Genomic DNA, 24,871 nt, shown 5'->3' with positions numbered 1-24,871 from the left:
AAAGAATATAGCAAATTTCTTTCTGAAAGCAACAAGGGCTGGCGATGACGCCAGCCCTTGCCGTGTCGCACATCGGGGGGACGAGATTATGCAGCAGAAACAGGAACTTCAGTGGAGGTGCGCATCGCATGCGAGTAAGGGCATACGATATGCGCCTTCTGGATCAGGTCATCAGCGACGTCCTTGTCGAGACCGGGGATATTCACCTTGAGCGACACTTCAATGCCAAAGCCGGTGCCATCGTCCCGTGGGCCGATGCCGACAGTTGCGGTGACCTTGGTGTCTTCTGGAATCTTGACCTTTTCCTTGCCGGCAACGTTCTTCAACGCGCCGAGAAAGCAGGCGGAGTAGCCGGCTGCAAACAACTGTTCAGGATTGGTGCCGGTTGCGCCGTCGCCGCCGAGTTCCTTTGGAACTGTCAGAGTGACGTCCAGAACGCCGTCCTCGGACTTGGCGTTGCCTGCACGGCCGCCTGTTGCGGATGCCTGTGTTGTATAGAGAATAGCCATGTCATTCACTTCCTTCGGTTGATGTTGACGATCATATAGCTCACAATTAAATTGTTCGCAATATAATTTTGCGCATTGAGATATTTTTCGATCTCTGACATAACAATTTGAAAGATTGCGTTGCCTTTTGCATGTGGCAGGAACCGAGTGACGGGATAAATTGTTCCCTCTCCAGCCGCATATTTGGAGCCCACACATGGACGACGGAACGATGGAAAGCCTTCTGAGGCTGGACCTGCAAATATGTTTTGCGCTGTATGGCGCGTCACATGCGTTCAACCGTGCCTATAAACCTCTGCTTGAGCCGCTGGGCCTCACCTACCCGCAATATCTCGTCATGATGGCGCTGTGGGAAAAAGAAACCGCCACCGTCAAAACACTGGGCGAAATGCTCGGCCTGGATTCCGGTACCCTCTCCCCCCTTCTCAAAAGGCTGGAACATGCGGGGCTGATTACCCGCAAACGCGGTACGGTGGACGAGCGTCAGGTGATGATCGCGCTGACGGGCGAAGGGGCGGAGTTGAAGACGAAGGCGACGGATGTCATGCGCTCGATTGGAGAGGCGACGGGATGTACCCTCGATGAGTTGGGGCAGCTTCGTGATCGACTGAACGCGTTGAAAGAGAGTTTGGTTAAAGAGTAAAAATGCCAGAGCGGTCGGCGGGCTGTCAGTCACCGCGTGTTCAAGCATTCCCTCTGCTGTTGGCAGCGCGAACCATCATCGGGATAAGAAAGAGATCGACCAGCACCCATCCCGCAGCGATCATCGCCATAAAGTAAGCCACATCGAACAGGTTCAGTACCGCCGGAAGCAGAAAAGCACAGATCCCAAACAGCAGTTGCAATACGGCAGATCGCGTATAACCGAGGTAAAATCGATGCAGCCCCAGCATTCCCCCGCCGCCCATGATCGCCATCACATAGGCCACCCACATGACCTTGCGGTCGACCACCTTTATGACAGGCTGCACTGGAGCGGTTCCCTGGGAGACACGACCGGAAATTTTTGGAATGCTGACCAATCTCTGAACCCTCAAGCTGCAAATGGCTAAGAGTTACCGTTCCTGAGACGAAAAAATCAATCAAAAATTGAAACTGATGACAAGAAACAAAAAAGCCGCAGACATCATGCTGTGTGCGGCTCCTTCGTTCATGTCATAGGATCGGCTTACTGCCAAACCACAACCCGCGCCTTGTTCGGCACACGGTCGTAGAGGTCGATCACGTCCTGGTTCATCAGGCGTACGCAGCCGGATGACACGGCCTTGCCGATGGAGCTCCACTCCGGAGACCCATGCAAACGGTAAAGCGTATCCTTGCCGTTCTGGAAGATGTAGAGCGCGCGGGCACCAAGCGGATTTTTCAGGCCCGGTGGCATACCGCCATTCTTGGAGGAGAACTTGGTCAGTTCCGGCTGGCGAGCCACCATTTCGTCCGGTGGGGTCCACTTCGGCCACTTCTGACGCCACTGGATGACGCCTTCGCCCGACCATGCGAAGCCTTCGCGACCGATGCCGACGCCGTAGCGCATGGCGGAGCCGCCGGGCTCGACGACATAGAGGAAGCGCGAGCGCGTATCCACGACAACGGTGCCAGCTGGTTCGCCGGTGGGATCAACCACGCGCTGACGGTAATAACGACGGTCGATTTTCTGATAGGGAATGGCGGGAATGACGTAGCCACCATCTTCAACCGTCCCGTACATGACGGAAAGCTCGGCATCGGAAATGCCACCTGCAAACATCGAGCGGAAATCGCCTGCGATATTGCCTGCAAGGCTACCCGGCTGCACGCTGCTGTAGGGACGGACGCCGGAAGAAGCGCAGCCCGCCAGAAGCGACGCAGAGGAAAGGCCAAGGAGGGAAAGGAAGGTACGTCTGGAAAGATCTGTGTCGGTGCTCATCATAAGGCCGTTTTTTTCTCACATCGAAGCGACTGGGGCGGATGTTGCGCGGGGCTGCGGAACCATCCTACAATCTCGCTGTACATCGTTTGTTCCACGACTGTTCAGGTATGGCCATAGTAGTTAATACATCCCTAAAGACCAGTTTCCCGACAGCAACATGGTCCGTTTAGGACAGCATTCTTGGCATGCGTGATCAGATAACCACAATCGGCGCGCCCTTCGGGACGCGTTCGTAGAGATCGATGACGTCCTGATTGAGCATGCGCACGCAACCGGATGATGTCGCCTTGCCCACCGACTGCCAGTCCGGCGTGCCATGGACGCGATAAAGCGTGTCCTTGCCGTCCTTGAAAATATAAAGCGCCCGGGCACCGAGCGGATTGTTGAGACCGGGGATCATGCCGCCATTGGCCGCCGAGATCGACGCCAACTCGGGTTGCCGCTGAACCATCTCGTCCGGCGGCGTCCAGCGTGGCCATTTGGCTTTCCACTGGATCTTGCCGCGACCGGCCCAGGCATAACCATCGCGCCCCAGACCGACACCATAGCGAACCGCCTTGCCACCCGGTTGAACGAGATAGAGGAAATGCTGCTTGGTATCGACCACGATCGTACCCGGTGCTTCCGCCGTCTGATAGGTCACGTCCTGACGCAGAAAGCGGGAATCGACCCGCGAATAGGGAATGGCTGGCAACGTGTGACCTTCGTCGCTGATCTGACCATAGATGACGCGATGCAGCGGGTTGGACACCGGCAGGCCATAACCGCGCGTCTGGTCGCTATAAGCGGGGGACAGGCCGGAACCCGTTGGCCGGGCCGTGGACGGCGGTCCGTACAGCTGCTGGAACTGCGAACGGAACAAGTCCGGCGGGCGGCTGTTGATCGAGCCGGGCGTGGGCGGCAATGGAGGGCGCGGAATGGAGCCGACATTGTTGTAGTTGAAGACGGGCGCCGTTTCCTGCACGAAGACATCCGGGTTCATGCGACTGGTATCCGTCACGAACAGACAGCCGCTCAACAGCGGCATCAGCGCAAGTACCGCAAGAGACACAAGGCGACGGCAGGTTTTCAAGGGTACAGTCATGGAACCGCTTCAAGAGGAGGCATCGTTTTAACGACAATGCCCTGCCCGGCTGGCGCGAAGCTGGAGCCAAATCCAGTTACGACCCGTATCAGGCGAACTGGTTGAAGAAACGAATGCTTTCCACCACCGCACCCGGCACCACGCCATTATGGTTGCCGGGCAACAGCATCTTGTCGATCTTCATACCCGCAAACCGCGCCCGCTCCATCAGCAGCTTGTGGTCGGCATCGAACGGGCGCTCCTCCGTGCCGCGCAGCAACAAGGTCGGGCATTTGAGGCTCGGTCCGAAACACACAGAAGAGCGCATGACGAACTCCTGCTCGTCGCTGCCGTCAAAACAGATCTCGTCGGCGTAGCGGTTGAAATACCGCCACGAATTGACGCCAGCCGAAATCGGCACGGACGCGCGGAACTTGCGCGTCATCGATGCCAGCAGCGACAGCGTGCCGCCATTGGAGTGACCTGCGAGAAACAGGCGATCCTGATCGATCCCCGGCAGGTTTTCGAGGTAGGAAGCCGCCGCCAGTGCATCGGCGGTCTCGTCATAGAAGCCGGAATAATTTCCCTGTTGTCCGTTTTCACCACGGAAAGACGGGAGCAACACCACAAAGCCCGCTTCCCAATAGGGCTTCATCAGCGCCCAGTGCCCGTCGCCTGTGGCATTGCCGCCGTGGAGAAACAGAACCGCAGGCTTCAGCTTGGTGCTTGGCTCATACTGCGAAAGCCACGCGACCAACTCGATGGAACCATGTGGTCCACCCGGATAGGTCACGCGGGTCGCACCCGGAGGCGTGCCCAACGGCGTGGACTTCTCGGGCGCGGCGATCTTCCTCAGCAGGTGCGTTTGAAACTGCTGGCGTGCATTGGCATAGTCTTCCGTCGCCAGCGGCAAAACCTGCGGCATGACGAGGTTCGCACGCCCCTGAGACGGCAGCAAAGCCGCTGCGGAAAGCCCTGCCGCCCCAGCCAGTAAAGTGCGCCGCGTCAGGGTTTGTTGGGAGACAGTACCGAAAAAAGACGAAGGTGTTTCTGCCATGTGCGAGGACCCGAAATTTCATGAAGCGCGGGTTAATTTCACCACTACAAGATTGAATTGTCCACTCACTGTTTTGAGAAAGCGAACGAAACCTGTCAGGACTTCGCGTCGATCATCGCCATGAGCGTCGATAGCCGATCCGCTTCCGATGGCAGCTTGTCGGCGCGCAGTCTGGCGATGCGGGGAAACCGCATGGCGACGCCCGATTTGTGGCGGTTGGAACGGTTGATGCCCTCGAACGCAACTTCCAGCACAAAACCGAATTGCGGCGTGGCCCGTACCGCACGGACCGGGCCGAAGCGCTCCACGGTGTTGTCGCGCACGAATTTGTCCAGCACTTCCAGCTCCGCATCGGTAAAGCCGAAATAGGCCTTGCCCACCGGCACCAGCTGCTCTCCGCCTTCGCTTTCCGACCAGACGCCGAAGGTGAAATCCGAATAATAGCTGGAGCGTTTGCCGTGACCGCGCTGGGCATACATCATCACGGCATCGATGTTGAAGGGATCACGCTTCCACTTGAACCACGGGCCTTTGGCACGACCTGCCTGATAAATGCTGTCCTTGCGCTTGATCATCACGCCTTCGATGACAGGATCGGGGGGTGCTTTCCGCAAGGTTTCCAGCTCATCCCAGCTGGAAAACGGGACGAGCGGCGACAGATCGAAGCGGTCGTGCGGCGCCTCTTCGATCATGCGCGTCAGCTTTTCCCGACGTTTCAGAAAGACCTCGCCACGTATGTCGTCCTCGCCTTCGAACAAAAGGTCATAGGCGCGGATAAAGGCCGGGTATTCCTCCAGCATCTTGGCCGTCACCGTTTTTCGGTTCAGGCGTTGCTGGAGATCTGAAAAGGTGCGGGTGGCGATATTGGAGCGGGCAGTGCCACCGATCAACAGCTCGCCATCGACGACGCCTTCGAAATTGATGCGTTCGAGAATATCGGGAAACGCGCCTGAGATATCGTCGCCGGATCGCGAGTAGAGCTTCCGGGTCTCGCCGGATCTGGACAGTTGCACGCGGATGCCATCCCACTTCCATTCAGCAACGAAATCCTGCGGGGCAAGGTTTTTCAGGTCATTGTCGCCCACGGGCGTCGAGAGCATCACGGAGTGAAAAATCGCGGGTGTGGCGAGGACAGGACGCTCGGACTTGCCTTCCAGCCATGCGAATAATGGCTCATAGGGTGGCTCCAGACCATGCCACAGCGTTTCGATTTCGGTGATGTCCCGCCCACCGAAATCCGCAAGGGCCTGTCGCGCAAGCCGTGCCGATACGCCGATGCGCAGGCCTCCAGTGACGAGTTTGAGGAAGGCGAAGCGTGAGGAGGTTTCAAGCCTGTCGAGGAGATCGCGGACCGCAGAGCGCACCTCCGTTCGCCCCAGCGAATTCATCAGGGTGACGATTTCGCCAAGGCCCGGATCTTCGACGTCAGGCGGATTGTCAGTCTGGCTGGTATCCCAGACAAGCGAGATGGTCTCGGCCAGGTCGCCGACATAGTCATAGGAATAGCGGAACAGCACGTCGTCCATGCGTTCCAGCACCAGTTCGCGCAACATGGCGGGCTTGACGCTTTTCAGGTCCAGCGTGCCTGCAATCGCCGCGAGGCCATAGCCCCTGTCAGGGTCGGGCGTATCTCGGAAGTAATCGCTCAACAGCTTGAGCTTGCCATTACGCGACGGTGTGAGGACGAGGCGGTCGAGGAGAGTTGCGAAGGCTTTCACAGAAATCAGTCCCCCTCATCTTCGTAGCCGACCAGATGCAGCGGCCGGGCTGGAATACCCTGCAATTCGCACCAGCGCACCAGCGCCTCTTCGCGACCATGCGTCACCCAGACCTGCGACGGCGCGACCTCCCTGATCGTCTCCAGCAGTTCGGGCCAATCGCAATGGTCGGAGATGACCAGCGGCAGTTCGACGCCGCCCTGCTTGGCGCGCTGGCGCACCATCATCCAGCCAGATGCGAAGGAGATCAGCGGTTCGTTGAAACGACGGGCCCATTTCTCCTGAAAGGCCGAGGGCGGGCCGACGACGATCGCGCCCTTGAATTGCTCGGGATTGCTTTTTTCCAACGTTGCAGGGCGTAGGTCTCCAAGGTCGATACCTTGCGAGATGTAATAGTCGCACAGCTTGGCGAGAGCGCCGTGGATGTAGACCGGTTCGCGGTAGCCATTGTCGCGCAACAGCCGCAGCACCCGCTGCGCCTTGCCGAGCGAATATGCGCCGACGAGGTGGGTCCGCTCGGGAAATTGCCTGATCGAGGTCAGCAGTTTCGCGATTTCGTGGGCAGGTTTCGGATGGTGGAAGACGGGCAGACCGAACGTTGCCTCGGTGATGAAGACATCGCACGGCACGGGCTCGAAGGGAGCGCAGGTGGGATCGATACCACGCTTGTAATCACCCGACGCGACAATCCTGATACCGCCATGTTCGATGGAGATCTGCGCCGAACCCAGCACGTGTCCCGCCGGGTGGAAACCGACTGTGACGCCATTGATCTCCACCGTTTCACCGAACCCGACAGCCTGCTCGCTGCCGGTGAAATCCTCCCCGTAGCGAATGCGCATGATATCGAGCGTTTGGCGGGTCGCCAGAACCTTCTCGTGGCCCGCACGGGCGTGGTCCGAATGGCCATGGGTGATCAGCGCCCGTGGCACGGGCCTGACGGGATCGACGTAAAAATCGCCAACGGGGCAATACAGCCCTTTTGGCGTGGGGCTCAGCAATTTCTCTGGCTTCATGTGCACTATCGGCTGCGGCGTGGACTGTCAGAACGCGCGGCCCCCTCAACCCGTTCCTCAAACCGCACCAGTTTCAGCCAGCGTATTACTCCACGGAGGCGGCTGGCTTTTCGACGGCTGCGGCCGGAAGCTTGACGTTTTTCAACGCCAGAGCCGCGACGAGACCTATGGCGGCCGTGGCGGCCGCTGCATAAAACAGCGGCGTAAAGGCACCAGCATACAGGTTGGCGACTGCGCTTTGGGAAGCGGCGGGAAGCTCGGAGAGCATTTTCGGCGTCAATTCCTGTATCTTGCCGACACCGGGGATATCGACCGAGACACCCTTTAGATAGGAAGAGACGATTGCACCGTAAATCGAAATGGCGATGGCAGCGCCCCCCATCCGGGTCAACGACACCGCACCGCTCGCCGCACCGATATCGGCCTTCGGCGCGGAGTTCTGAACCGCGATGATCGGTGCCTGCTGGCCGAGGCCAACCCCAAGACCTTGTGCCAACATGATGATGGCGATGATGGGAAGGGGCGTCCCCGCATGAACCTGCGAAAATGCGAGCATGGCCATCACGGCGATGCTGAGACTGATGACAGAAAATATCTTGTAGCTGCCGGTCACCGAGATCAGGCGACCCGCCGTCAGGGATCCCATGACGATGCCGCCGGTGACGGCAATGAAGAACAGGCCAGCGGACGATGGTGACAGACCGGTCGTCGTTTGCAGGAACAGGGCGTAATAGTTGACCATCCCAATTCCCAGGCCGCCGCTGACCAGCGAGATGACCATGAACAGCGGGAACGTGCTGTCCTTGAACAGGCGCAGAGGCACGATGGGCTCCGGAGCACGACGTTCCACCTGCACCCACAGATACGCTGTTATGGCGGCGAAGACGACGATAGAAAGGCTTTGCCAGGCAAAGATGGAGCCAAAGAGCTGTGAACTGTCAGCCCACAAGACGACACTGGAGATCGTCAGCGCCAGAAGCACGGCGCCGAGATAATCGATCTTCGGTGAACGTTCCGGGCGACGATAGGGCAGCATGAAGACGAGACCTGCCAGAACAAGAATGCCGATGGGCAGGTTGATGAGGAAGATCGAGCGCCATCCGAACAGATCGCTCATCGTCCCGCCGAGAATAGGCCCGACGCTGCCCGACGCCATGATGACGAGGCTGGAATAGCTCTGGTAACGCGCCCTCTCCCGCGGCTCGAACAGATCGGCATTCACGGAGAAGATCGAAACCATGATGCCGCCGCCGCCAAGACCTTGCAGCACACGGGCAGCAATCAGCGAATCCATCGACCAGGCCAGGCCACAGGCCAGCGACCCCACCGTGAAAATGACGATGGCAGCCATCATGACGTATTTGCGACCGAACAGATCGCCCAGCTTGCCGTAGACCGGCATGACGGCGCTCGTGGCCAGAAGATAGGCGGAACCGATCCAGCCGAAGCGCTCCAGCGCACCGAACTCACCGACAATGGTCGGCAGCGCGGTGGAGACGATCTGATTATCGAGCGTTGCCATGAACATGGCAAACATCAGGAAGAAGAAGACAACGAGCCTGCGACGACGATCAGGAACGAGCGGCATCACAGGCTTAACGGACATATCCATGGGAGATCTCACAATTGATCGCCAATTTATGTGACTTTCGCACATATATGTCAATGACACATTTCAATGGGTCTGCTACAAGACGTCGACATTTCGGGGAATTGGGGTCATGAGCGAACGGGTATCAGTTTCGACACCGGACGGAAAAACAGCGAGCGACGAGGTTCTGAGCATCAGCCTGACGATGACGCGGATGCGGCTGATGATCGGTCGTCGCGTGATTGGCCGCATGGCCATTGCCAAGCTGGCGCCAGGGTTGGAGCTCTCACATATCGATGTGCTGGATATTGTCCACCGCACGGAGACGGCGGCGACCGTCGGCTCAATCGCGGACGCCATGCGGCTTGACCCCTCGCGCGGCAGCCGCGTGGTGGCGGAAATGGTGGGCCGCGGCCTGTTGAAACGCGAGGCGTCGCAAGAAGACGGGCGACGCAGCGTTATCGATATCACGCCGCTGGGTCACAGCATTCTGGACGAAATGCGCAGCGCCAAGATCAGCATCATCGGTGAGGTCGTGGGTGACTGGCCGGAGCAGGATGTCGCAGATTTCGCCCGTCTGTTCGATCGTTTCATCGGACGCTTCGAGAAGCGGCTGTTGGGGCATGCCCATCAGCCACTTGCCCTCACGTCTGGTCAAGACGGCTAGACACGGGATAGAGCGTTTCTTTGTTAAATGGAAACGCTCTAAAGATCGCAGTCGCGCTACAGAAACCAGTCTGAACCTATTGCCGCGTCAAATCCCGCTCGACGTTCATCTCGGCCCTACGGTCGTCCAGTCTGCGCAGGCGCTCAAGGCTTGGAAGGCTCTGCTCGTGGCGCGTTACCGTGTCCGGAGGCAGCAGCGTGTAAGGCTGCGGCTCCTTCCAGACCGGCGGATTAGTCTTGCGCAAATGGTAGAGATAGAGCGCCGCAAAGCCCAGCGCGAAGACGCAGGGCATGTAGATCGCGAGCACCTTCACCTGATCGGACATCATGCGGAAGGTGTGTAAGAGATCGGCCCAGAAACTATAGGATTCCATCGCATTTCCCCATCGGCAGAGGTGCTCAAGCGAAAGAGCGCAGCACGTCGCCATTTGTTGAAACGGGAGATCGACCACCGGAGGAAACGGACCTCTGGTGGCCGGGGAGTTCGTAAGCCGCGATCAAACGACCGCCCTGACCTTTAGGCTTGCGCCTTGGACATACGTCAGGGCCTCCCCAGCCATAGGAAAGGCAGAGGAGCTATATAGTCACAAAGGACCGCCTCAGCCACAAAAGTTATGGCTGAGGGGTGTCATTACGGCCGACACCGGCCGTTGATCGAGGGGTTACGAGCCCCAAGACCGGTCCGTTACGCCCGGTCTCGCTGCAACCATAGCGAAAGTTGCGGTTGAGGGAAATAGCTAGATTTAGCATGGAGGCGGCTCAAGCCAGAGCGCTTTCGTTCCGAATGAAAATGTCTGCCGTTGCACGTCTTCGCCAGGTCAAAGGTGGTCGGAGGGCAGACTCAACGCTACGGTCGGAACGGTCGCCTTCAAGCCTTGCGGGATGGTGCCTGCCTCTTCGCGCTGATTGAAACGGGCCGCCCGCACCATCCGTCGATCCCGTTAGAACCAACAGAATTGTTTCCATTCAACGAGCAGGGCTCTGGAGCCATCATTGCCGGTCAGATTCCGCCACCATATTGCTCCGATACGCCACCGACATTGCGACCTTTTTTCTTGGCCTCGTACATGGCCGCATCGGCCTTGGCCAGAAGCGCTTCCGGCGTGTCTCCATCGCGGGGGTAAAACGCCGTTCCAGATGAACAGGTGATGCTGATGGACCCATTTTCGAGCATGATCGGCTCGGATGCGCGCTCCATGATCGTTTCGAGGCGGCGCATGATGCCATGCTCGTCATGTCTGGGATTGCTGAAGATGATGGCGAACTCATCACCGCCCAGCCGAACGGCGATGTCGGACGCCCTGATACTGGACATGATGCGCTCCGCCAGACAGCGCAGAACCTCGTCACCCACGGCGTGCCCATGCAGATCGTTGATCTGCTTGAAGTGGTCGAGGTCGATATAACTGATGGCGACAAGGCGCTCTTCGCGTTTTGCCTCATGAATGGCACGGCGGAACTGGGTCCAGAAGAGGTTGCGGTTGGACAGCCCCGTCAGCGGATCGTGATGCGCCATGAAATGCACACGCTCTTCGGCACGGCGGCGGTCAATCGCGATGCCGGCGATGCTGGTCGCCATGTCGATGATTTCACGCTCGAACGAAGATGGCATTCTGACCGTGCCGGAATACAGCGCGAAGGTGCCCAGCAGCACGTCATTGTTGCCCATGATCGGCGTCGACCAACAGGAGCGCAGATTGTGGCGCATGACGATTTCGACGAAATTGCCCCAAAGCGGATCCTGAAACGTATCGCTGACATAGACCGCTTCGCGCCGCCACGCCGCCGTTCCGCAGGAGCCGACATTGGGGCCAATCGAAATGCCATCGATCAGCGAGGTATAGTTCTCGGGCAAGGACGGTGCCGCACCGTGCCACAACCTGCCTTCCTTCTCATCCAGAAGCAGAACGGAGCCGCTCACATTTTCGAGAAGTCCCTCGACAGTGTTGATGATGGCTTCGAGAATAGTGGGAAGCGGCTGACCGTGGACGATCATTTCCAGAAGGGCGGCGTGGCTTCGGCGCAGCGTTTCCTGGCGTTTCGTATCTGTTATATCCCTGGAAATACCCGCCAGTCCGACGATCTTGCCATCCTCGTCACGGATCGGGACGCGCGTTCCGGAATACCACCGGATCTGGCCGTCCTTGGTCGTCAGACGCTCTTCGAAATCATACATCGCTTCGCCTGTCGAAAGAATGCGGCGATCGATGGCATCGATTTTGCGGGCAACGTCCGTGGCAAACAGGTCGAACACGGTTGGTCGGGTGTTCGCAAGACGCGTGGCGTCAGACCCCAGCCACGTCAGACCAGCCGCATTCATGTAGGTGTAAACACCCTCGGCATTCTTCAGAAATACAACTTCTGATATATTATTGAGAAGATACGACAACCTTTCATCGGTAGGGCCGACCCTCAGCAAATCCGTTGTCCATGATTGCACGTTGAATGCAAGAGAACCATTATCGTCCCGCATCATCGAAAGACCTCTACCTATCCATTAACACGCGTCTGCCGTCGCCTTTACAACCATAAACCACATTTCATTTATACAGTCAGCCAATCGACCATGTCGTAAAACTACTTATGTGCAATTAAAATAAGATATAATAGTCTCTACATCATGCATTTATATTCGCTACTTTTTATGTCAGCACAATATAAGCGTTACTGTCGATACAATAATTACATACAATTTAAAAGTGTTAAAAACAACTCCAGAATCCATACGCTGACGCACGGATTTTGCTTTTGTTTTGCCCATAGCAGCAATAGGTTGCCGTGACGCAATCGATGGGGATTTGGAATGCTGACGATTTACGGAGTTTACCGCTCTCGCGCAACGCGCACCCTGTGGCTGGCTGGAGAACTGGGACTAGACTTTACGCATGTGCCTGTCATCCAGGCCAGACGCCTGCCCGACCCACTGGCTGCCGATGCACCGATCAATACGCTGACGCTGTCCTATCTCGCCATCAATCCGATGGGCACCATTCCCTGCATCGATGACAACGGCACCGTGCTTTACGAATCCATGGCAATCAACCTTTATCTGGCGCGCAAGCATGGCACAGCGCTTGCCCCTGCGGATCTGGTCGAAGACGCCCGGATGATGCAGTGGTCTTTCTTTGCCGCGACCGAGATCGAGTCCCATGCGCTCAAGATTTCATCGACCGTGGCAGAAGGACTGGCGGGTACCGAAGCCGGTCAGGCCGTGATCGATGTCGCAGCCCGCATGCTGCGCCGCCCCTTCAGGGTTCTGGAGCAGCATCTGTCCGGCAACGACTATCTGGTTGGAAACCGGTTCAGCGTCGCCGACATCAATGTTGCCGAGGTGGCGCGGTATGCTCAGGCGCACGCGCCCTTGTTTGACGCAAACCCATCGATAAAGGCATGGCTCGACCGTTGCCAGTCTCGTGCGGCCTTCAAGGCCATGTGGGATGCCCGTACCAACGAAGCAGCCTAGAGCGTTTCCTTGTTAAATGGAAACGTTCTGCCGGAGCAGATTTTCGTCAGGACAAAGGCGATTGGCGAAGGGCATACCCTAAGGTACGGTCGAGCCGATCGCCTTTGTCCTGGCGGAAAGATGCCCGGCCCTCCGGGTTGGTTGAAACGGGCCATCTGCCTGCCCGGACGGCTTGGCCGTATGCTAAGGCTACGCCACGCGCCCTCCGGACAAGCAGTCGATCCCGTTTGAACCAACAGAACTGTTTCAATTTAACAAGGAAACGCTCTCAGCCGTTTTAAAGCCGGGTGGTCACCCTGATGTCACCGACATGGATGCCGTTCCAGTTTTTGATGGAACGGTTTGCCATACCCAGAAGCGTCTGTTGTTGCGGGCTGTCGTTTTCGAAGTATCGCGCCAGAAGAGCCGCGATCATGGCTTCCGCCGCACGCGTCGCGCCGTCTTCGCACTTGACGGCCATGGCGATACCCTGCTCTGGCAAAGCCGCAACGAAGACGCCCTCCGCGCCGGTTTTGGCGAAAATCTGGCCGGGCGCAATCTCCATCAGCCTGGTGCAGGTGCGGCCGGTTCCAGCAACGTAAAAGGGCTCGGCCATACAGGCGTCGATCAGGCGGCGCGAGGCTTTGGCCCGCTCCGTCTCCAGGCCCTGCCCTGTCGCCATCCTGGCAAAACCATGCGCCAGACCTTTCAACGGCACGGCGTAGTTTGGAATAGAGCAGCCATCCGTGCCGCAATTGTCGTGGCCAAGGGCCGTCCCCGTCAGACTTTCCATCGTTGCGCGGATCTCGGCCTGGAGCGGGTGGTCGTAACCGACATAGCCTTCTGTTTCCATGCCTGTGTGAACACAGGTACAAACGAAACCGGAATGCTTGCCGGAGCAATTGTTGTGCAGGGCCGTGGGCTTTTGCAGTGTCCGGGCCTGATGGATGATGGTTTTCTGGTCCGAAGACCAGTGCGCGCCGCATTCCAGCGTACCGGCATCGCGGCCCGCCTTGGCCAGCATGGATGCAGCGCGTTCCACATGCGCGTCTTCCCCCGAATGGGAGGCGCAAGCGAATGCCAGTTCACGGTTGCCAAAGCCATAGGCATCCGCTGCCCCGCTTTCCACCAATGGCAGCGCCTGCATCGCCTTGCAGGCAGACCGGGGAAACACGCCGCCTTCTATATCACCTGCGGAAAACAGGATGCCGCCGTCACCATCGACGACCACGGCCATGCCGCGATGGCGGCTTTCGACGAGATTGCCTCTGGTGACTTCGACGGTAACGGGGTTGTGCATGGCTTCGGCCTCAAAAAATACGAAATTGAGATCGTTCTATCCAACTTCTCTGATCGATGCACGAGGCCCAGTGTTGAAAGTTGCCAAACGTTTGCTGCTCGCCATCCTCATCATCTACCTCTTGCCGGCTTTGGCATCGGCTGGCCTGTGGGCGATAAAGGAGCATCCGACAGGCTACCGCAATGCGCGCTGGTCTTCCGCTGGCATTTTGCCGGAAGCACCTGCCAACAAGCCAGCTGCGATCTACGTCTATTCCGCCATGACGGGGGGCCTCAAGGGTTCGATTGCCAGCCACGCTTGGATCGTGGTGAAAAAAGAGGGAGCGTCCAGCTACGAGCGTTACGACAAGGTCGGCTGGGGCACACCCATCCGCCGTAACGCCTATGCGCCGGATGCCTACTGGTATTCCAACATGCCGCGCCGAGTCCTGGAACTGCATGGGGACGAGGCCGAACGGCTGATCCCGAAAATCGAGCAGGCAATTGCCAATTATCCCTATGGGAAACCGGGCGGTTACACCATCTATCCAGGCCCGAACTCCAACACTTTCGTGGCCCATGTGCTACGCCAGGTGCCGGAGTTGGGTGTCGTTTTGCCGCCCGATGCGGTCGGGCGCGACTATCTGCCAAACGGGGAGTTCATCCACGTTGCCGATGACTGGAAAGACGTCAGTCTCTCGCTGGGCGGCTATCTGGGCGTATCGGCAGGCGCGCGCAGCGGGTTTGAGGTCAACTTCCTCGGTCTCGTCGCGGGCATCGACATCGCAAACCCCGGCATCAAAATTCCGGGGTTGGGTTATTTCGGGACGCGCTCTCAGCTCGGCGTGTGATCTTCTGCTGCGCGGCTCGCACGTTTGGCACGAATGCCCTGCGCGATGAAGACCCGTGACAGGCCGTGATAAAGAGGCTCTGCCGAGATCATACGCGATGTGAGATATCCCAGCATCGACGCCGCCATGATCGGGATGACCGCCTCATGATTACCGGTCATTTCCAGAATGATGACGAAGGCGGTCATCGGCGCCTGAACAACGCCTGCAAAATACCCGGCCATGCCGAGAATGGCTCCGAGCGCGACACTGGTGCCGAGAACCGACGCTACGGTGCTGCCGAAACCGGCACCGACCGAGAGCGAGGGCGCAAAAATACCCCCGGGAATGCCAGACATCATCGCAAGAAAGGTGGATGCCAGCTTTTCGATGAAGAAGAATGTCGGGGCCGCCTGGCCCTCGATTGCGGACCGCGCCTGCTCGTATCCCGTGCCGAAGGTGGCACCACCCGTTGCCACACCGATGACAGCGGAGGCAAGGCCGCAACCGGCCGCAACGATCAGCATCCGCTTCAACGGCACGCTGTGGCTCCAGCGACGAATGCGCTGCGATACTTTGAGTGCACCGGCGCTGAACAGCGCACCGAACACACCCCCACCTATGCCACAGACCAGCACCAGTCCCCAATCTGCTGCCGTCTGGGCCACGACCGTGCTCGTTCCGAAATAGGTGTAGGTTCCGACCAGACCCAGCGACGCCAGACCCGAGAGGATGACGGCGGTCAGCACCAGCCCGTTGGAGCGCGCCTCATAGGTCCGGCTCATTTCCTCGATCGCGAAAACGATACCGGCCAAAGGTGTGTTGAAGGCGGCGGCAATGCCCGCAGCGGAACCGGCGAGGATCAACCCGCGCGCCTGCGCCATGCCGCCGATCCGTGCCGCCTGCAGCATGATCGATGCCCCCACCTGCACCGTCGGTCCTTCGCGGCCGATGGATGCACCGGATAGCAGGCCAGCAATGGTCAGTACGATTTTGCCCACAGCCAGTTTCAGCGACAGGAGCCGCGAGCGATCGTCATCATCATGAAAATGCCGTGCCGCAATCGCCTGCGGAATGCCGCTTCCGCCGGAGTTGGGAAACACGGTCATGGCCAGCCACGCGCAAAGTGCAAAGCCGAGCGGGGTGATGATGAGTGGCAGAAGAAAAGCCCACTCTCCCGAAGACGTGACGGAAACGAACAGATGCTGCGCCCAATCCGCCATCTTCGCGAATGCGACACTGATAACACCAACGGCCAGAGCACCGGTCCAGAACACGGCGCGCGGTTTCCACACACGCCATGAACCCCACATGACGCGGGAGCGGCGAAACATTTTTATTTTTTTGTATTTGGAAGGCATGGCAACTTTTCTGTCGTCCGGGGAGAGGCTCCCTTATCGGACCGACAGACGACGATTGCAACCTCGTCTTTGACAATCGCCAGGGAATGGCGCAGGATCGCGCATCGCAATTGCAATGCATGGAGTTGTAGAATGAAAAGTGCAACGATGCCATCAATACGGGTAACACCTGATCTTCGTGAAGAGCTGGAAAGTGTTTTGAAAGACGGCGAAACGATCTCGTCTTTTATGGAAGACAGCATTCTGAAAGAGATCGAAATCCGCAAATCCCAGTCGGAATTTATCAAACGCGGGCTCGCAGCACGCGAAGAAGCAAAACGAACCGGCGTTTATTATACGACGGAAGATGTTCTCGCCATGATGCGGAGCAAACTTGAAAAAGCGAAGGCGGCAAAAGCCGGATGAGTCGCGAGCTTAAATATGCTGAAGCCTTTTTCAAAGATTTGGACCGCCATTTTGAACATCTCGCGCTGTCAGATGCTCGGCTTGCCGGAGACGCATATGACGCCGTCACAAAAGGGTTAAAACTTCTCGAAGACTTTCCGTTTATCGGGAGGAAAGTCACCATAGAAGATGAGGATATCATTGCTCGCGAGTTACTCATCCCCTTTGGAAACTGGGGCTATGTCGTCCTCTATGAAATCGAAGATGCCGAAACCGTGACCATCCTCGCGATCCGCCACCAGCGAGAAGGAGATTACCACTGATCCCTACCGGTCGCTCACCTGCGCACGCGGGTTGACCCATGGCTCCTGATTGGAGCGCGGCAGCGGTTGTCTCCCCAGAATATGATCCGACGCCTTCTCTCCCGTCATGATCGAGGGACCGTTGAGATTGCCATAGGTGACGTGTGGGAAGATCGAGCTGTCGGCGACGCGCAGGCCGTCCACGCCGATGACCCGGCATTCGGGATCGACGACCGCCATCGGGTCGTTCCGGTCACCCAATCGGCAGGTGCCGCAGGGGTGGTAGGCGCTTTCCAGATGCTCACGCAGAAATGCGTCGATGTCTTCGTCGGACTGAACGGCCTCGCCGGGCTGGATTTCGGGGCCGCGATAATCACCGAATGCTTTCTGGCTGAAGATATCCCGTGTCAGGCGCACGCAGTGGCGGAATTTTTCCCAGTCTTCGGCGTGGCTCATATAGTTGAAACGGATGACCGGATCGTCCTTCGGATCGGACGAGCGCAGCGTGACATTGCCGCGTGATTTCGACAGGTTGAAGCCGACATGAACCTGAAAACCATGGCTCTTCGCCGCTGCCTTACCATCGTAGGAGATGGCAACGGGCAGGAAGTGAAACTGGATATCCGGCTGTTTCAGACCCGGTTCGGAACGCAGGAAGGCACAGGCCTCGAACTGGTTGGAAGCACCAAGCCCACCCTTCGTCACCAGCCATTGCGCACCCGCCACGCCCTGCCAGAACCATGGCAGCCATGAGTAGAGCGAGACCGGCTTGGTGGAGACCTGCTGGAAATAGAACTCCATGTGGTCCTGAAGATTGGCACCGACGCCGGGACGATCCGCGATAACCTCGATGCCCATGTCCTGCAAGTGCTGGGCGGGGCCGATGCCGGACAGCATCAGCAGCTTGGGGGAATTGAAGGATGACGCCGAAACGATGACCTCACGGTTGGCGCTGATGGTTTCCACCTTACCGCGACGCTCGATTTCGACACCGGTGGCACGGCCATTTTCGATCACGATCCTGCGGGCGAAACCCTGCACCAGCGTCACATTGTTCCGTTTCAGCGCGGGCCGCAGATAGGCATTGGCGGCGGACCAGCGACGACCATTGTGGATCGTCTGCTCCATCAGGCCAAAACCTTCCTGCTTGGAGCCGTTATAGTCGTCCGTCAGCTCGAAACCGGCCTGAGAACCCGCCTTGACGAAGGCGTGGAACAGCGGATTGGTGACCGGTCCGCGCTGCACGTGCATCGGCCCATCGGTCCCGCGCCAACCTTCCTCGCCGCCATGGCTGGTTTCCATGCGCTTGTAATAGGGCAGCACATCGGCGTAGGACCAACCCTTCGCGCCAAGCTCCTCCCACCGGTTGAAATCCTCCGCATGGCCGCGCACATAGACGAGCCCATTGATGGACGACGACCCGCCAATGACCTTGCCACGCGGAGCGGTTATGCGGCGATTGTTGAGGTTCGGCTCCGGCTCGGAATAGTAGCCCCAGTTGTAGCGCTTCATGCTCATCGGCCACGCCAGCGCTGCAGGCATCTGGATGAAGGGTCCGAAATCCGAACCGCCCGCCTCGATCACGATGACGGAATATTTGCCATCCTCCGACAGGCGATAGGCCATGGCAGAGCCTGCGGAACCCGAACCGACGATGACGAAATCTGCATGTTGCATGTTGTTTCTTTCCAGAATTTAGCGTCTACGCTGGCGGCTTACCCCTCCGACACGTCAATCAATAGGGCGCCTCGACCTTGCCCGTCGCCACATAAACCGTCTTCAATTCACTATAATGATTGAGCGCCGTAGCCGAATTCTCACGCCCGAACCCCGATTGCTTCGACCCACCAAACGGCATCTCAACTGGGCAGATATTGTAGGTATTGATCCACAACGTGCCCGCCTCCAACTGGTCCACCACGCGGTGCGCGCGGTTAATGTCGGCTGTGAAGACGCCACCTGCGAGGCCGAATTCGGTGGCGTTGGCGCGGGCGATGACTTCGTCCTCATCATCGAAATCCAGCACGCACATGACAGGCCCGAAGATTTCTTCGCGGGCGATGGTCATCCCATCCGTCACATCGGCAAAGACGGTGGGCTGCACGTAAGCGCCCTGACCCGCGACATGGTTGGGAATGCCGCCACCGGTGATCAGCGTGGCACCCTCGGCCTTGCCCTTCTCGATGTAGGCCAGAACCTTTTGCTGCTGCGCCTTGGAGACCAGCGGGCCGATCTGGGTGGCCTCCTCCATGGGATCGCCGATCACCATCGCGTCGGTGCGGCTTTTCAGGTTTTCGAGGAAGCGCTGCTTGGCGCCACGCTGGACGAAAACGCGGGTGCCATTGGAGCAGACCTGACCGGACGAATAGAAGTTGCCCAGCATGGCACCGCCGACAGCGCTTTCGATATCGGCATCGTCAAACACGATCAACGGAGACTTGCCGCCCAGCTCCATGGTGACGTGCTTCAGATGACCGGCAGCGGCAGCCGCGACCTTGCGGCCCGTGGGAACAGAGCCGGTCAGCGACACCTTGGCCACGTCAGGGTGATTGACCAGAAGCGGGCCGGTGTCTCGGTCCCCCTGAATGACGTTGAAAACGCCCTTGGGTAGACCAGCCTCGATGAGGATTTCTGCGATCTTCAAAGCACCCAAAGGCGTGTTTTCGGATGGTTTGAAGACCATGGCGTTACCAGCAACAAGCGCCGGTGCCGCCTTCCAGCAGGCGATCTGCTGCGGATAGTTCCATGCACCGATGCCAACGCAGACGCCCAGCGGCACACGTTTGGTGTAGGCAAAATCACCACCCAACGGAATGTAGTCGCCGTTCAGCGCCGAGGGTGCGATGCCGCCGAAGAACTCGAAGGCATCCGCGCCGGAGGTCGAATCCGCCACGATGGTTTCCTGAATGGGCTTGCCCGTATCCAGCGTTTCCAGCTCCGACAAGGCGCGGTTGCGCTCCCGGATAATATCGGCTGCACGGCGCAAAATGCGCCCGCGCGCGGTGGGGCTCATCGCCGCCCATTCCTTCTGCGCCGTCTTGGCTGAGGCCACCGCGCGCTCGACAATGGCGGGCGTGGCCGCATGCAGCGTGGCGACAACTTCGCCGGTTGCTGGATAAATGCTTTGGAATACTGCGCCTTCGGTGTCTTCGACGTACTCACCATCGATGAAATGCGATGCTTTGGGCTGGGCTTTCAATGTCATATGAAACTCCTCACAGGATGCGGATAGACGGCTTGCCCTCAAGAGGCGGCGCGTCGGAAAAGGGTTTGAGCTGGGTATCGAAATAGTTTTCGACCAGCGCCGGAGCGGCGGAAAGGCCGAGCGGGGCAGCCTGAAGGCTTTGCCTGATATAGAGCCCGTCGATGAGGGCTGCGGCACCCTCGGCAATCCGCGCCGCATCGTCCTGCGGGCAGAGGCGGCTGAGGCTGTCCATGATGTTGGAACGCAGGCGGCGTGTATAAACGATCAGCAGGCGGCGCATGTCTTCGGACCGTTGCGCCTCCACATAAAAGGCAAGCCAGGCCGCAACGGTATCGTTGGTGAACTGGTCGCTCTGGAACGAGACGCGGACGATTGCGCTCAGCCGCGCACGCGGGCCGGACGCCTGACCAAGGGCTGCAACGGCATCCTGACGAAGAGCGCGTAAAAGACTGCGGATCGTCTCCAGAAGAAGCTGTTGCTTGCTGCCGAAATAATGATGCGCGAGAGCTGCCGATACGCCCGCCTCACGGGCGATATCCGACATCGTCACATTCAACGAACCCTGCTGGCCGATGGTGCGCAGCGCTGCATCCATCAGCGCTTTCCTGCGCACCGGCTCCATTCCAAGTTTCGGCATAATCACTCTCCTTGCGTCATCATTTATTATTGATTGACTGATCAATCAACAATAAATGCGACACGAAAACGTGTCAGTTGCGCCCATGAGAAGACTTTGCCGTCTTTGTCGAATCTTGCTATGGTAAGCCATCAGCAAATGAGAGGTCGCAGCCATGACCCAGTGCATTCGCTTTCAAAACCATGACGCGCGCGCCAGCCGAGCGCAAACATGCGGCTTGCGCAGCAGCGCAGTGTTTTTCTCAAGACATCGCGATTTTCTAAAACGACGTTTCGTCTGGAACGCAACATCAACATAAGCGTTTCTTCGTGCGCCCATCGTGGTATGCTAATTTAAAAAGACTTCAAGTCCGCTCAACTGGCCACTGACGGACACGTAAAACGGCCAACGACGGTTGGGTTTCGGTGTGCTTATCCAGAACCAGGCCTTCAACAAGGGAGAGAAGCAATGCCAATGGTAACTGTATCCATTTCCCCGGAGCAAGCAGCGAAGATGCGTGAAGCTGTGGATAGCGGCGACTATGCCTCTGGAAGCGAAGTCGTACGCGCGGCATTGCGCCTATGGCTCGAGACCGAAGCCCGCAACGGCGCCTCGCCGCGCAAACGCCCTTCCAATGATGAGCATCTGAACGTGGCGGAACTCTATGCCGCGCACTCCACCAAGAGACGTCACGCCTAAGTCCATGGTGTGGCTTAGATAAATCTGTTTAAGCACAGTGCGATGCCGTCATAAAACCTTCAAAAAAGCTTCATCAACCGGAAAGTTTTTGTTGAGGAGTTTGCAGCATCGTCGCCACCGAAGCACCCCTCACGATTCCGTGTTCAGGGTGATGGTGGAGAGAATTCATGCAGTCGACAGCGATCGACCCAGACGTCATCCGGAGGTTTGCCAGCGGGCAAATGGCCTCCATGGCCAAACTTGTTCTTGAGACTGCGTTCCAGCCCATCGTTGAAGCCACCACCGGCACCATCTTCGGTTACGAATCCTTGATGCGCGGCTTTGATCGCATCGGCTTTTCGGACCCTCTCTCACTTCTGGACCATGTCGCGGCAGACGGGCAGCTGGTGGCGGTGGAGCAGATGCTGGCGGGTCGCGCCCTTGCGAAATTTTCCACGTTGCCCGAGTTTCAATCCGCCACGCTTTTTCTCAATCTGGATGTCCGGCTTATCCCGCATGGCGATGCCATTCTGGACACGTTGCTGGAGCATATGGCCAAAGCCTCCATACCGCCTTCCTCCGTTTGCTTCGAGCTGTCCGAACGTTTCGACAATACCAGCGTGCCGGAATTCAGCGCGCTGATCGCCCGAATGCGCAGAGAGGGCTTCAAACTGGCCATCGACGACTTCGGCGTAGGCCACGGCGAGATGAAGCTCCTGTGTGATTTTCCCGTCGATTACCTGAAGATCGACCGCTACTTCATCGACGGCGTGGACCGCAATCCGCGCAAACGCCATCTGGTGAAGAACATTGTCAATATTGCCCATGTGCTGGGTGTGCGGGTGATTGCCGAGGGCATCGAGACCGAGGCCGAGTTTCTGGCCTGCCGCGAGCATGGCGTTGATCTGGTGCAGGGCTGGTTCATTTCCCGGCCCACCACATTCGTCAGCGAATTGCAGGGCGCCTTCCCACATCTCCAGCATCTGGGTGAGACGCGGCGCAGCAGCCAGACGCTGGACGAAATCCTGATCCGTCGCCAGATCGAGCGCCTGCCGACGGTTTTTGAAAACGACAGCATCGACAGCGTGTTCGAACTGTTCCGTCGCAATCCGGCGCAAGCTTTTTTCCCGGTTCTCAATGCCAATGGCGAACCGCGCGGCGTCATCAACGAACATCATCTGAAGGAATATATCTACCAGCCATTCGGCCGCGATCTGCTCAAAAACAAGGTCTATGAGCGCACCATCTCGCACTTTGTCGATGGCGCCCCGATTGTCGGTCTGGATGCGGATGCCGACCAGTTGATGAATGTCTTTGCCAATACCGGTGGCAGCGCCTGCGTTATCCTGACCGAGAACATGCGCTATATCGGCGTCGTCTCCGCGGCATCGCTGATCAAGGTCATCAATGAAAAACAGTTGAAACTGGCGCAGGAACAAAACCCGCTGACGGCGCTTCCCGGCAACCGCGCCATCAGCAGCTTCATCGAAGACAGCTGCGGCGACAGCGACGATAACCGCTTCTTCTGCTATTGCGATTTCGACAACTTCAAGCCGTTCAACGACAAATACGGTTTTCACATCGGCGACCACGCCATCACCCTGTTTTCAGCGCTGATGAAACGATACTTCTTTTCCGGTGACTGCTTCCTCGGCCATATCGGCGGCGACGATTTCTTCATCGGCGTGCGCGACTGGACCAAGGACGAGATCACGGAAATCCTTGAAAGGCTGCTGAGCGATTTCCACGACGATGTCGTGGAACTGTATTCCGACGAGGACCGGATGGCAGGCCAGATCAAGGGCCACGACCGGTTCGGAAACGAACGTGACTTTGCATTGCTGCGCTGCTCCATCGGGGTTCTCAAACTGCCGAAGGGGTTGATCATCGCCAATCCCGAGCGCATCGGTAGCGATATCGCAGCGATCAAGAAGGCGGCCAAGGAAAGTGCATCCGGTCTCGTCATTCGCGGCTTCGGAGAGCCAGACTAAACGTTCAGACATCGCGGCAAAACGCCGTCTTCCATCTCGCCGGTATCTCGCCTAAGTTCCCGGCCAATGAAACATGATGGAGGCCGACCATGACTTTGCCCGAAACGATGCGATTTGTTGACCTGCCCAGCTTTGGCGGGCCAGAGGTCATGGCTTTTTCGACAGGACCATTGCCTTCACCCAAATCAGGCGAAGTTCTCGTGCGTGTCCAGGCCGCCGGTATCAACCGCCCCGATGTGGCTCAGCGCCAGGGTTCGTACCCTGCGCCGAAAGATGCAAGCCCCGTGCTGGGGTTGGAAATTGCTGGTGAAATCGTGGCACGTGGCGAAGGGGTGAGCGAGTTCAAGATCGGTGACACCATCTGTGCGCTGGCCAATGGCGGAGGTTACGCGGAATATTGCGTGGTGCCAGCGGGCCAGGCCCTACCCTTTCCCAAAGGATATGATGCGGTGAAAGCGGCGGCCTTGCCGGAAACCTTCTTCACGGTCTGGGCCAATCTGTTTCAGATGGCTGGACTGACCGAAGGCGAGAGCGTGTTGATCCACGGCGGCAGCAGCGGTATCGGCACAACGGCCATCCAGCTCGCCAAGGCTTTTGGTGCGCAGGTTTATACCACAGCAGGCTCCCGGGAAAAATGCGAGGCCTGCGAAAAGCTCGGCGCGAAGCGGGCGATCAACTATCGCGACGAGGATTTCGTCGAGATCGTCAAGGAGCAAACCGGCGGCAAGGGGGTCGATGTGATCCTCGACATGATCGGCGCTTCCTATTTCGAGAAGAACCTGGCATCGCTGGCCAAAGACGGATGTCTCTCGATCATCGCATTTCTGGGCGGCAACATCGCCGAGAAGGTGGATTTGCGCCCGATCATGGTCAAGCGCCTTACGGTAACAGGCTCCACCATGCGTCCCCGCACAGGGGATGAAAAACGCGCCATTCGCGACGAATTGGTGGCTCAGGTCTGGCCGCTTCTGGAAGCCGGCACGATCGGTCCCGTCATTCACGACGTCATCGATTTCGACCACGTTGCGGAGGGCCATAAGCTGATGGAAAGCAGCAGCCATATCGGAAAGATCGTGATGCGGGTTTCGTAAGCATGACGCGTTGCCGCAAACTCTGCGCTCCACCCCTTGCAATATCGGCGAATCGTATTACCTTCTTGTTATGTTCAACGTAGTGAAAGGAAGGTGATCCAATGTCTAGTGAGATTTCGGTCTTCGTAGCAGGCAATGGAAAGGATTTGATTTTGACGAGGCAGCCC

The 24,871-nt window shown here is 58.1% G+C and carries 24 protein-coding genes; 9 read left to right on the top strand and 15 right to left on the bottom strand.

The window, feature by feature from the left end; genetic code table 11:
• Positions 1-86: 86 nt before the first annotated feature.
• Positions 87-509 carry an organic hydroperoxide resistance protein gene (locus EKM04_RS10695; protein WP_183894405.1) on the bottom strand — a complete coding sequence of 141 codons (423 nt, stop codon included), beginning with the start codon at positions 507-509 and terminating at the stop codon, positions 87-89.
• A 196-nt stretch (positions 510-705) separates the two neighbouring features.
• Here EKM04_RS10695 and EKM04_RS10690 point away from each other — a divergent pair, with 196 nt between their 5' ends.
• Complete coding sequence (locus EKM04_RS10690) at positions 706-1,152, top strand: MarR family winged helix-turn-helix transcriptional regulator (RefSeq protein WP_286089340.1); 447 nt, start codon at positions 706-708, stop codon at positions 1,150-1,152.
• Positions 1,153-1,192: 40 nt separating this feature from the next.
• Here EKM04_RS10690 and EKM04_RS10685 read toward each other — a convergent pair whose 3' ends face one another.
• From EKM04_RS10685 to EKM04_RS10655, 7 genes are all read right to left on the bottom strand, one after another.
• On the bottom strand, positions 1,193-1,531 hold the full coding sequence (locus EKM04_RS10685) for an NINE protein (protein ID WP_210290033.1): 339 nt from the start codon (positions 1,529-1,531) through the stop codon (positions 1,193-1,195).
• A 146-nt stretch (positions 1,532-1,677) separates the two neighbouring features.
• Positions 1,678-2,415, bottom strand: a complete 738-nt coding sequence (locus tag EKM04_RS10680) for a L,D-transpeptidase (RefSeq protein ID WP_183894403.1) — start codon at positions 2,413-2,415, stop codon at positions 1,678-1,680.
• A gap of 193 nt (positions 2,416-2,608) precedes the next feature.
• Positions 2,609-3,499, bottom strand: coding sequence for a L,D-transpeptidase (locus EKM04_RS10675; protein WP_183894401.1), 891 nt, complete (start codon positions 3,497-3,499; stop codon positions 2,609-2,611).
• Positions 3,500-3,587: 88 nt separating this feature from the next.
• The gene (locus EKM04_RS10670) at positions 3,588-4,535 is read right to left on the bottom strand and encodes an alpha/beta hydrolase family protein (RefSeq protein ID WP_174152356.1); all 948 of its coding nucleotides are present in this window, start codon (positions 4,533-4,535) and stop codon (positions 3,588-3,590) included.
• A 95-nt stretch (positions 4,536-4,630) separates the two neighbouring features.
• On the bottom strand, positions 4,631-6,253 hold the full coding sequence (locus tag EKM04_RS10665; protein ID WP_183894399.1) for a cisplatin damage response ATP-dependent DNA ligase: 1,623 nt from the start codon (positions 6,251-6,253) through the stop codon (positions 4,631-4,633).
• A gap of 5 nt (positions 6,254-6,258) precedes the next feature.
• Entirely contained in the window at positions 6,259-7,269 is a 1,011-nt protein-coding gene (locus tag EKM04_RS10660; RefSeq protein WP_183894397.1) for a ligase-associated DNA damage response exonuclease, read from the bottom strand.
• An 85-nt stretch (positions 7,270-7,354) separates the two neighbouring features.
• On the bottom strand, positions 7,355-8,881 hold the full coding sequence (locus tag EKM04_RS10655) for an MDR family MFS transporter (protein ID WP_183894395.1): 1,527 nt from the start codon (positions 8,879-8,881) through the stop codon (positions 7,355-7,357).
• Positions 8,882-8,990: 109 nt separating this feature from the next.
• Between EKM04_RS10655 and EKM04_RS10650 the strand changes: the two genes are divergently transcribed.
• A complete protein-coding gene (locus EKM04_RS10650; RefSeq protein WP_174152352.1) occupies positions 8,991-9,527 on the top strand; it encodes a MarR family winged helix-turn-helix transcriptional regulator in 537 nt (178 codons plus the stop codon).
• A 76-nt stretch (positions 9,528-9,603) separates the two neighbouring features.
• Here EKM04_RS10650 and EKM04_RS10645 read toward each other — a convergent pair whose 3' ends face one another.
• Positions 9,604-9,900 carry a hypothetical protein gene (locus EKM04_RS10645; RefSeq protein ID WP_174152351.1) on the bottom strand — a complete coding sequence of 99 codons (297 nt, stop codon included), beginning with the start codon at positions 9,898-9,900 and terminating at the stop codon, positions 9,604-9,606.
• Between the two features lie 626 nt (positions 9,901-10,526).
• Positions 10,527-11,999: a diguanylate cyclase domain-containing protein gene (locus EKM04_RS10640; RefSeq protein ID WP_183894393.1), complete on the bottom strand. Its 1,473-nt coding sequence runs from the start codon at positions 11,997-11,999 to the stop codon at positions 10,527-10,529.
• Positions 12,000-12,329: 330 nt separating this feature from the next.
• Here EKM04_RS10640 and EKM04_RS10635 point away from each other — a divergent pair, with 330 nt between their 5' ends.
• Entirely contained in the window at positions 12,330-12,989 is a 660-nt protein-coding gene (locus EKM04_RS10635; protein ID WP_183894383.1) for a glutathione S-transferase family protein, read from the top strand.
• Between the two features lie 277 nt (positions 12,990-13,266).
• On the opposite strand, the gene EKM04_RS10630 is transcribed toward EKM04_RS10635, so the two are convergent.
• The gene (locus tag EKM04_RS10630) at positions 13,267-14,268 is read right to left on the bottom strand and encodes an asparaginase (RefSeq protein ID WP_183894381.1); all 1,002 of its coding nucleotides are present in this window, start codon (positions 14,266-14,268) and stop codon (positions 13,267-13,269) included.
• A gap of 73 nt (positions 14,269-14,341) precedes the next feature.
• Here EKM04_RS10630 and EKM04_RS10625 point away from each other — a divergent pair, with 73 nt between their 5' ends.
• The gene (locus tag EKM04_RS10625; protein WP_174152347.1) at positions 14,342-15,097 is read left to right on the top strand and encodes a DUF3750 domain-containing protein; all 756 of its coding nucleotides are present in this window, start codon (positions 14,342-14,344) and stop codon (positions 15,095-15,097) included.
• On the opposite strand, the gene EKM04_RS10620 is transcribed toward EKM04_RS10625, so the two are convergent.
• A complete protein-coding gene (locus tag EKM04_RS10620; RefSeq protein ID WP_183894379.1) occupies positions 15,082-16,437 on the bottom strand; it encodes a chloride channel protein in 1,356 nt (451 codons plus the stop codon). The two genes, EKM04_RS10625 and EKM04_RS10620, sit on opposite strands and share 16 nt — an antisense overlap.
• A 132-nt stretch (positions 16,438-16,569) precedes the next feature.
• On the opposite strand from EKM04_RS10620, the gene EKM04_RS10615 reads away from it, so the two are divergent.
• Positions 16,570-16,842, top strand: a complete 273-nt coding sequence (locus EKM04_RS10615) for a YlcI/YnfO family protein (RefSeq protein ID WP_183894377.1) — start codon at positions 16,570-16,572, stop codon at positions 16,840-16,842.
• A complete protein-coding gene (locus EKM04_RS10610) occupies positions 16,839-17,144 on the top strand; it encodes a type II toxin-antitoxin system RelE/ParE family toxin (RefSeq protein WP_174152344.1) in 306 nt (101 codons plus the stop codon). The genes EKM04_RS10615 and EKM04_RS10610 overlap by 4 nt, the downstream gene beginning before the upstream one ends.
• Before the next feature lie 3 nt (positions 17,145-17,147).
• Here EKM04_RS10610 and betA read toward each other — a convergent pair whose 3' ends face one another.
• From betA to betI, 3 genes are read right to left on the bottom strand one after another with little or no spacing between them, the layout of a single operon-like run.
• On the bottom strand, positions 17,148-18,800 hold the full coding sequence (betA, locus tag EKM04_RS10605) for a choline dehydrogenase (protein ID WP_183894375.1): 1,653 nt from the start codon (positions 18,798-18,800) through the stop codon (positions 17,148-17,150).
• A 58-nt stretch (positions 18,801-18,858) separates the two neighbouring features.
• Positions 18,859-20,322 carry a betaine-aldehyde dehydrogenase gene (gene betB / locus EKM04_RS10600; protein WP_183894477.1) on the bottom strand — a complete coding sequence of 488 codons (1,464 nt, stop codon included), beginning with the start codon at positions 20,320-20,322 and terminating at the stop codon, positions 18,859-18,861.
• 16 nt (positions 20,323-20,338) lie between these two features.
• Positions 20,339-20,965, bottom strand: coding sequence for a transcriptional regulator BetI (gene betI, locus EKM04_RS10595; protein ID WP_174152342.1), 627 nt, complete (start codon positions 20,963-20,965; stop codon positions 20,339-20,341).
• A 447-nt stretch (positions 20,966-21,412) separates the two neighbouring features.
• Here betI and EKM04_RS10590 point away from each other — a divergent pair, with 447 nt between their 5' ends.
• The 3 genes from EKM04_RS10590 to EKM04_RS10580 all read left to right on the top strand — a co-directional run bounded on the left by EKM04_RS10590 (position 21,413) and on the right by EKM04_RS10580 (position 24,704).
• Entirely contained in the window at positions 21,413-21,643 is a 231-nt protein-coding gene (locus EKM04_RS10590; RefSeq protein WP_174152341.1) for a ribbon-helix-helix domain-containing protein, read from the top strand.
• A 167-nt stretch (positions 21,644-21,810) separates the two neighbouring features.
• Complete coding sequence (locus EKM04_RS10585; RefSeq protein ID WP_183894373.1) at positions 21,811-23,613, top strand: GGDEF domain-containing protein; 1,803 nt, start codon at positions 21,811-21,813, stop codon at positions 23,611-23,613.
• A gap of 89 nt (positions 23,614-23,702) precedes the next feature.
• On the top strand, positions 23,703-24,704 hold the full coding sequence (locus tag EKM04_RS10580) for an NAD(P)H-quinone oxidoreductase (RefSeq protein ID WP_183894371.1): 1,002 nt from the start codon (positions 23,703-23,705) through the stop codon (positions 24,702-24,704).
• The last annotated feature ends 167 nt before the right edge of the window (positions 24,705-24,871 follow it).

This window comes from Rhizobium skierniewicense Ch11, assembly GCF_023757665.1.
Taxonomy (GTDB): Bacteria; Pseudomonadota; Alphaproteobacteria; order Rhizobiales; family Rhizobiaceae; genus Agrobacterium; species Agrobacterium skierniewicense.
The sequence above is the reverse complement of the archived record's forward strand: the minus strand, read 5'-3'. Positions and strand labels throughout refer to the sequence as shown.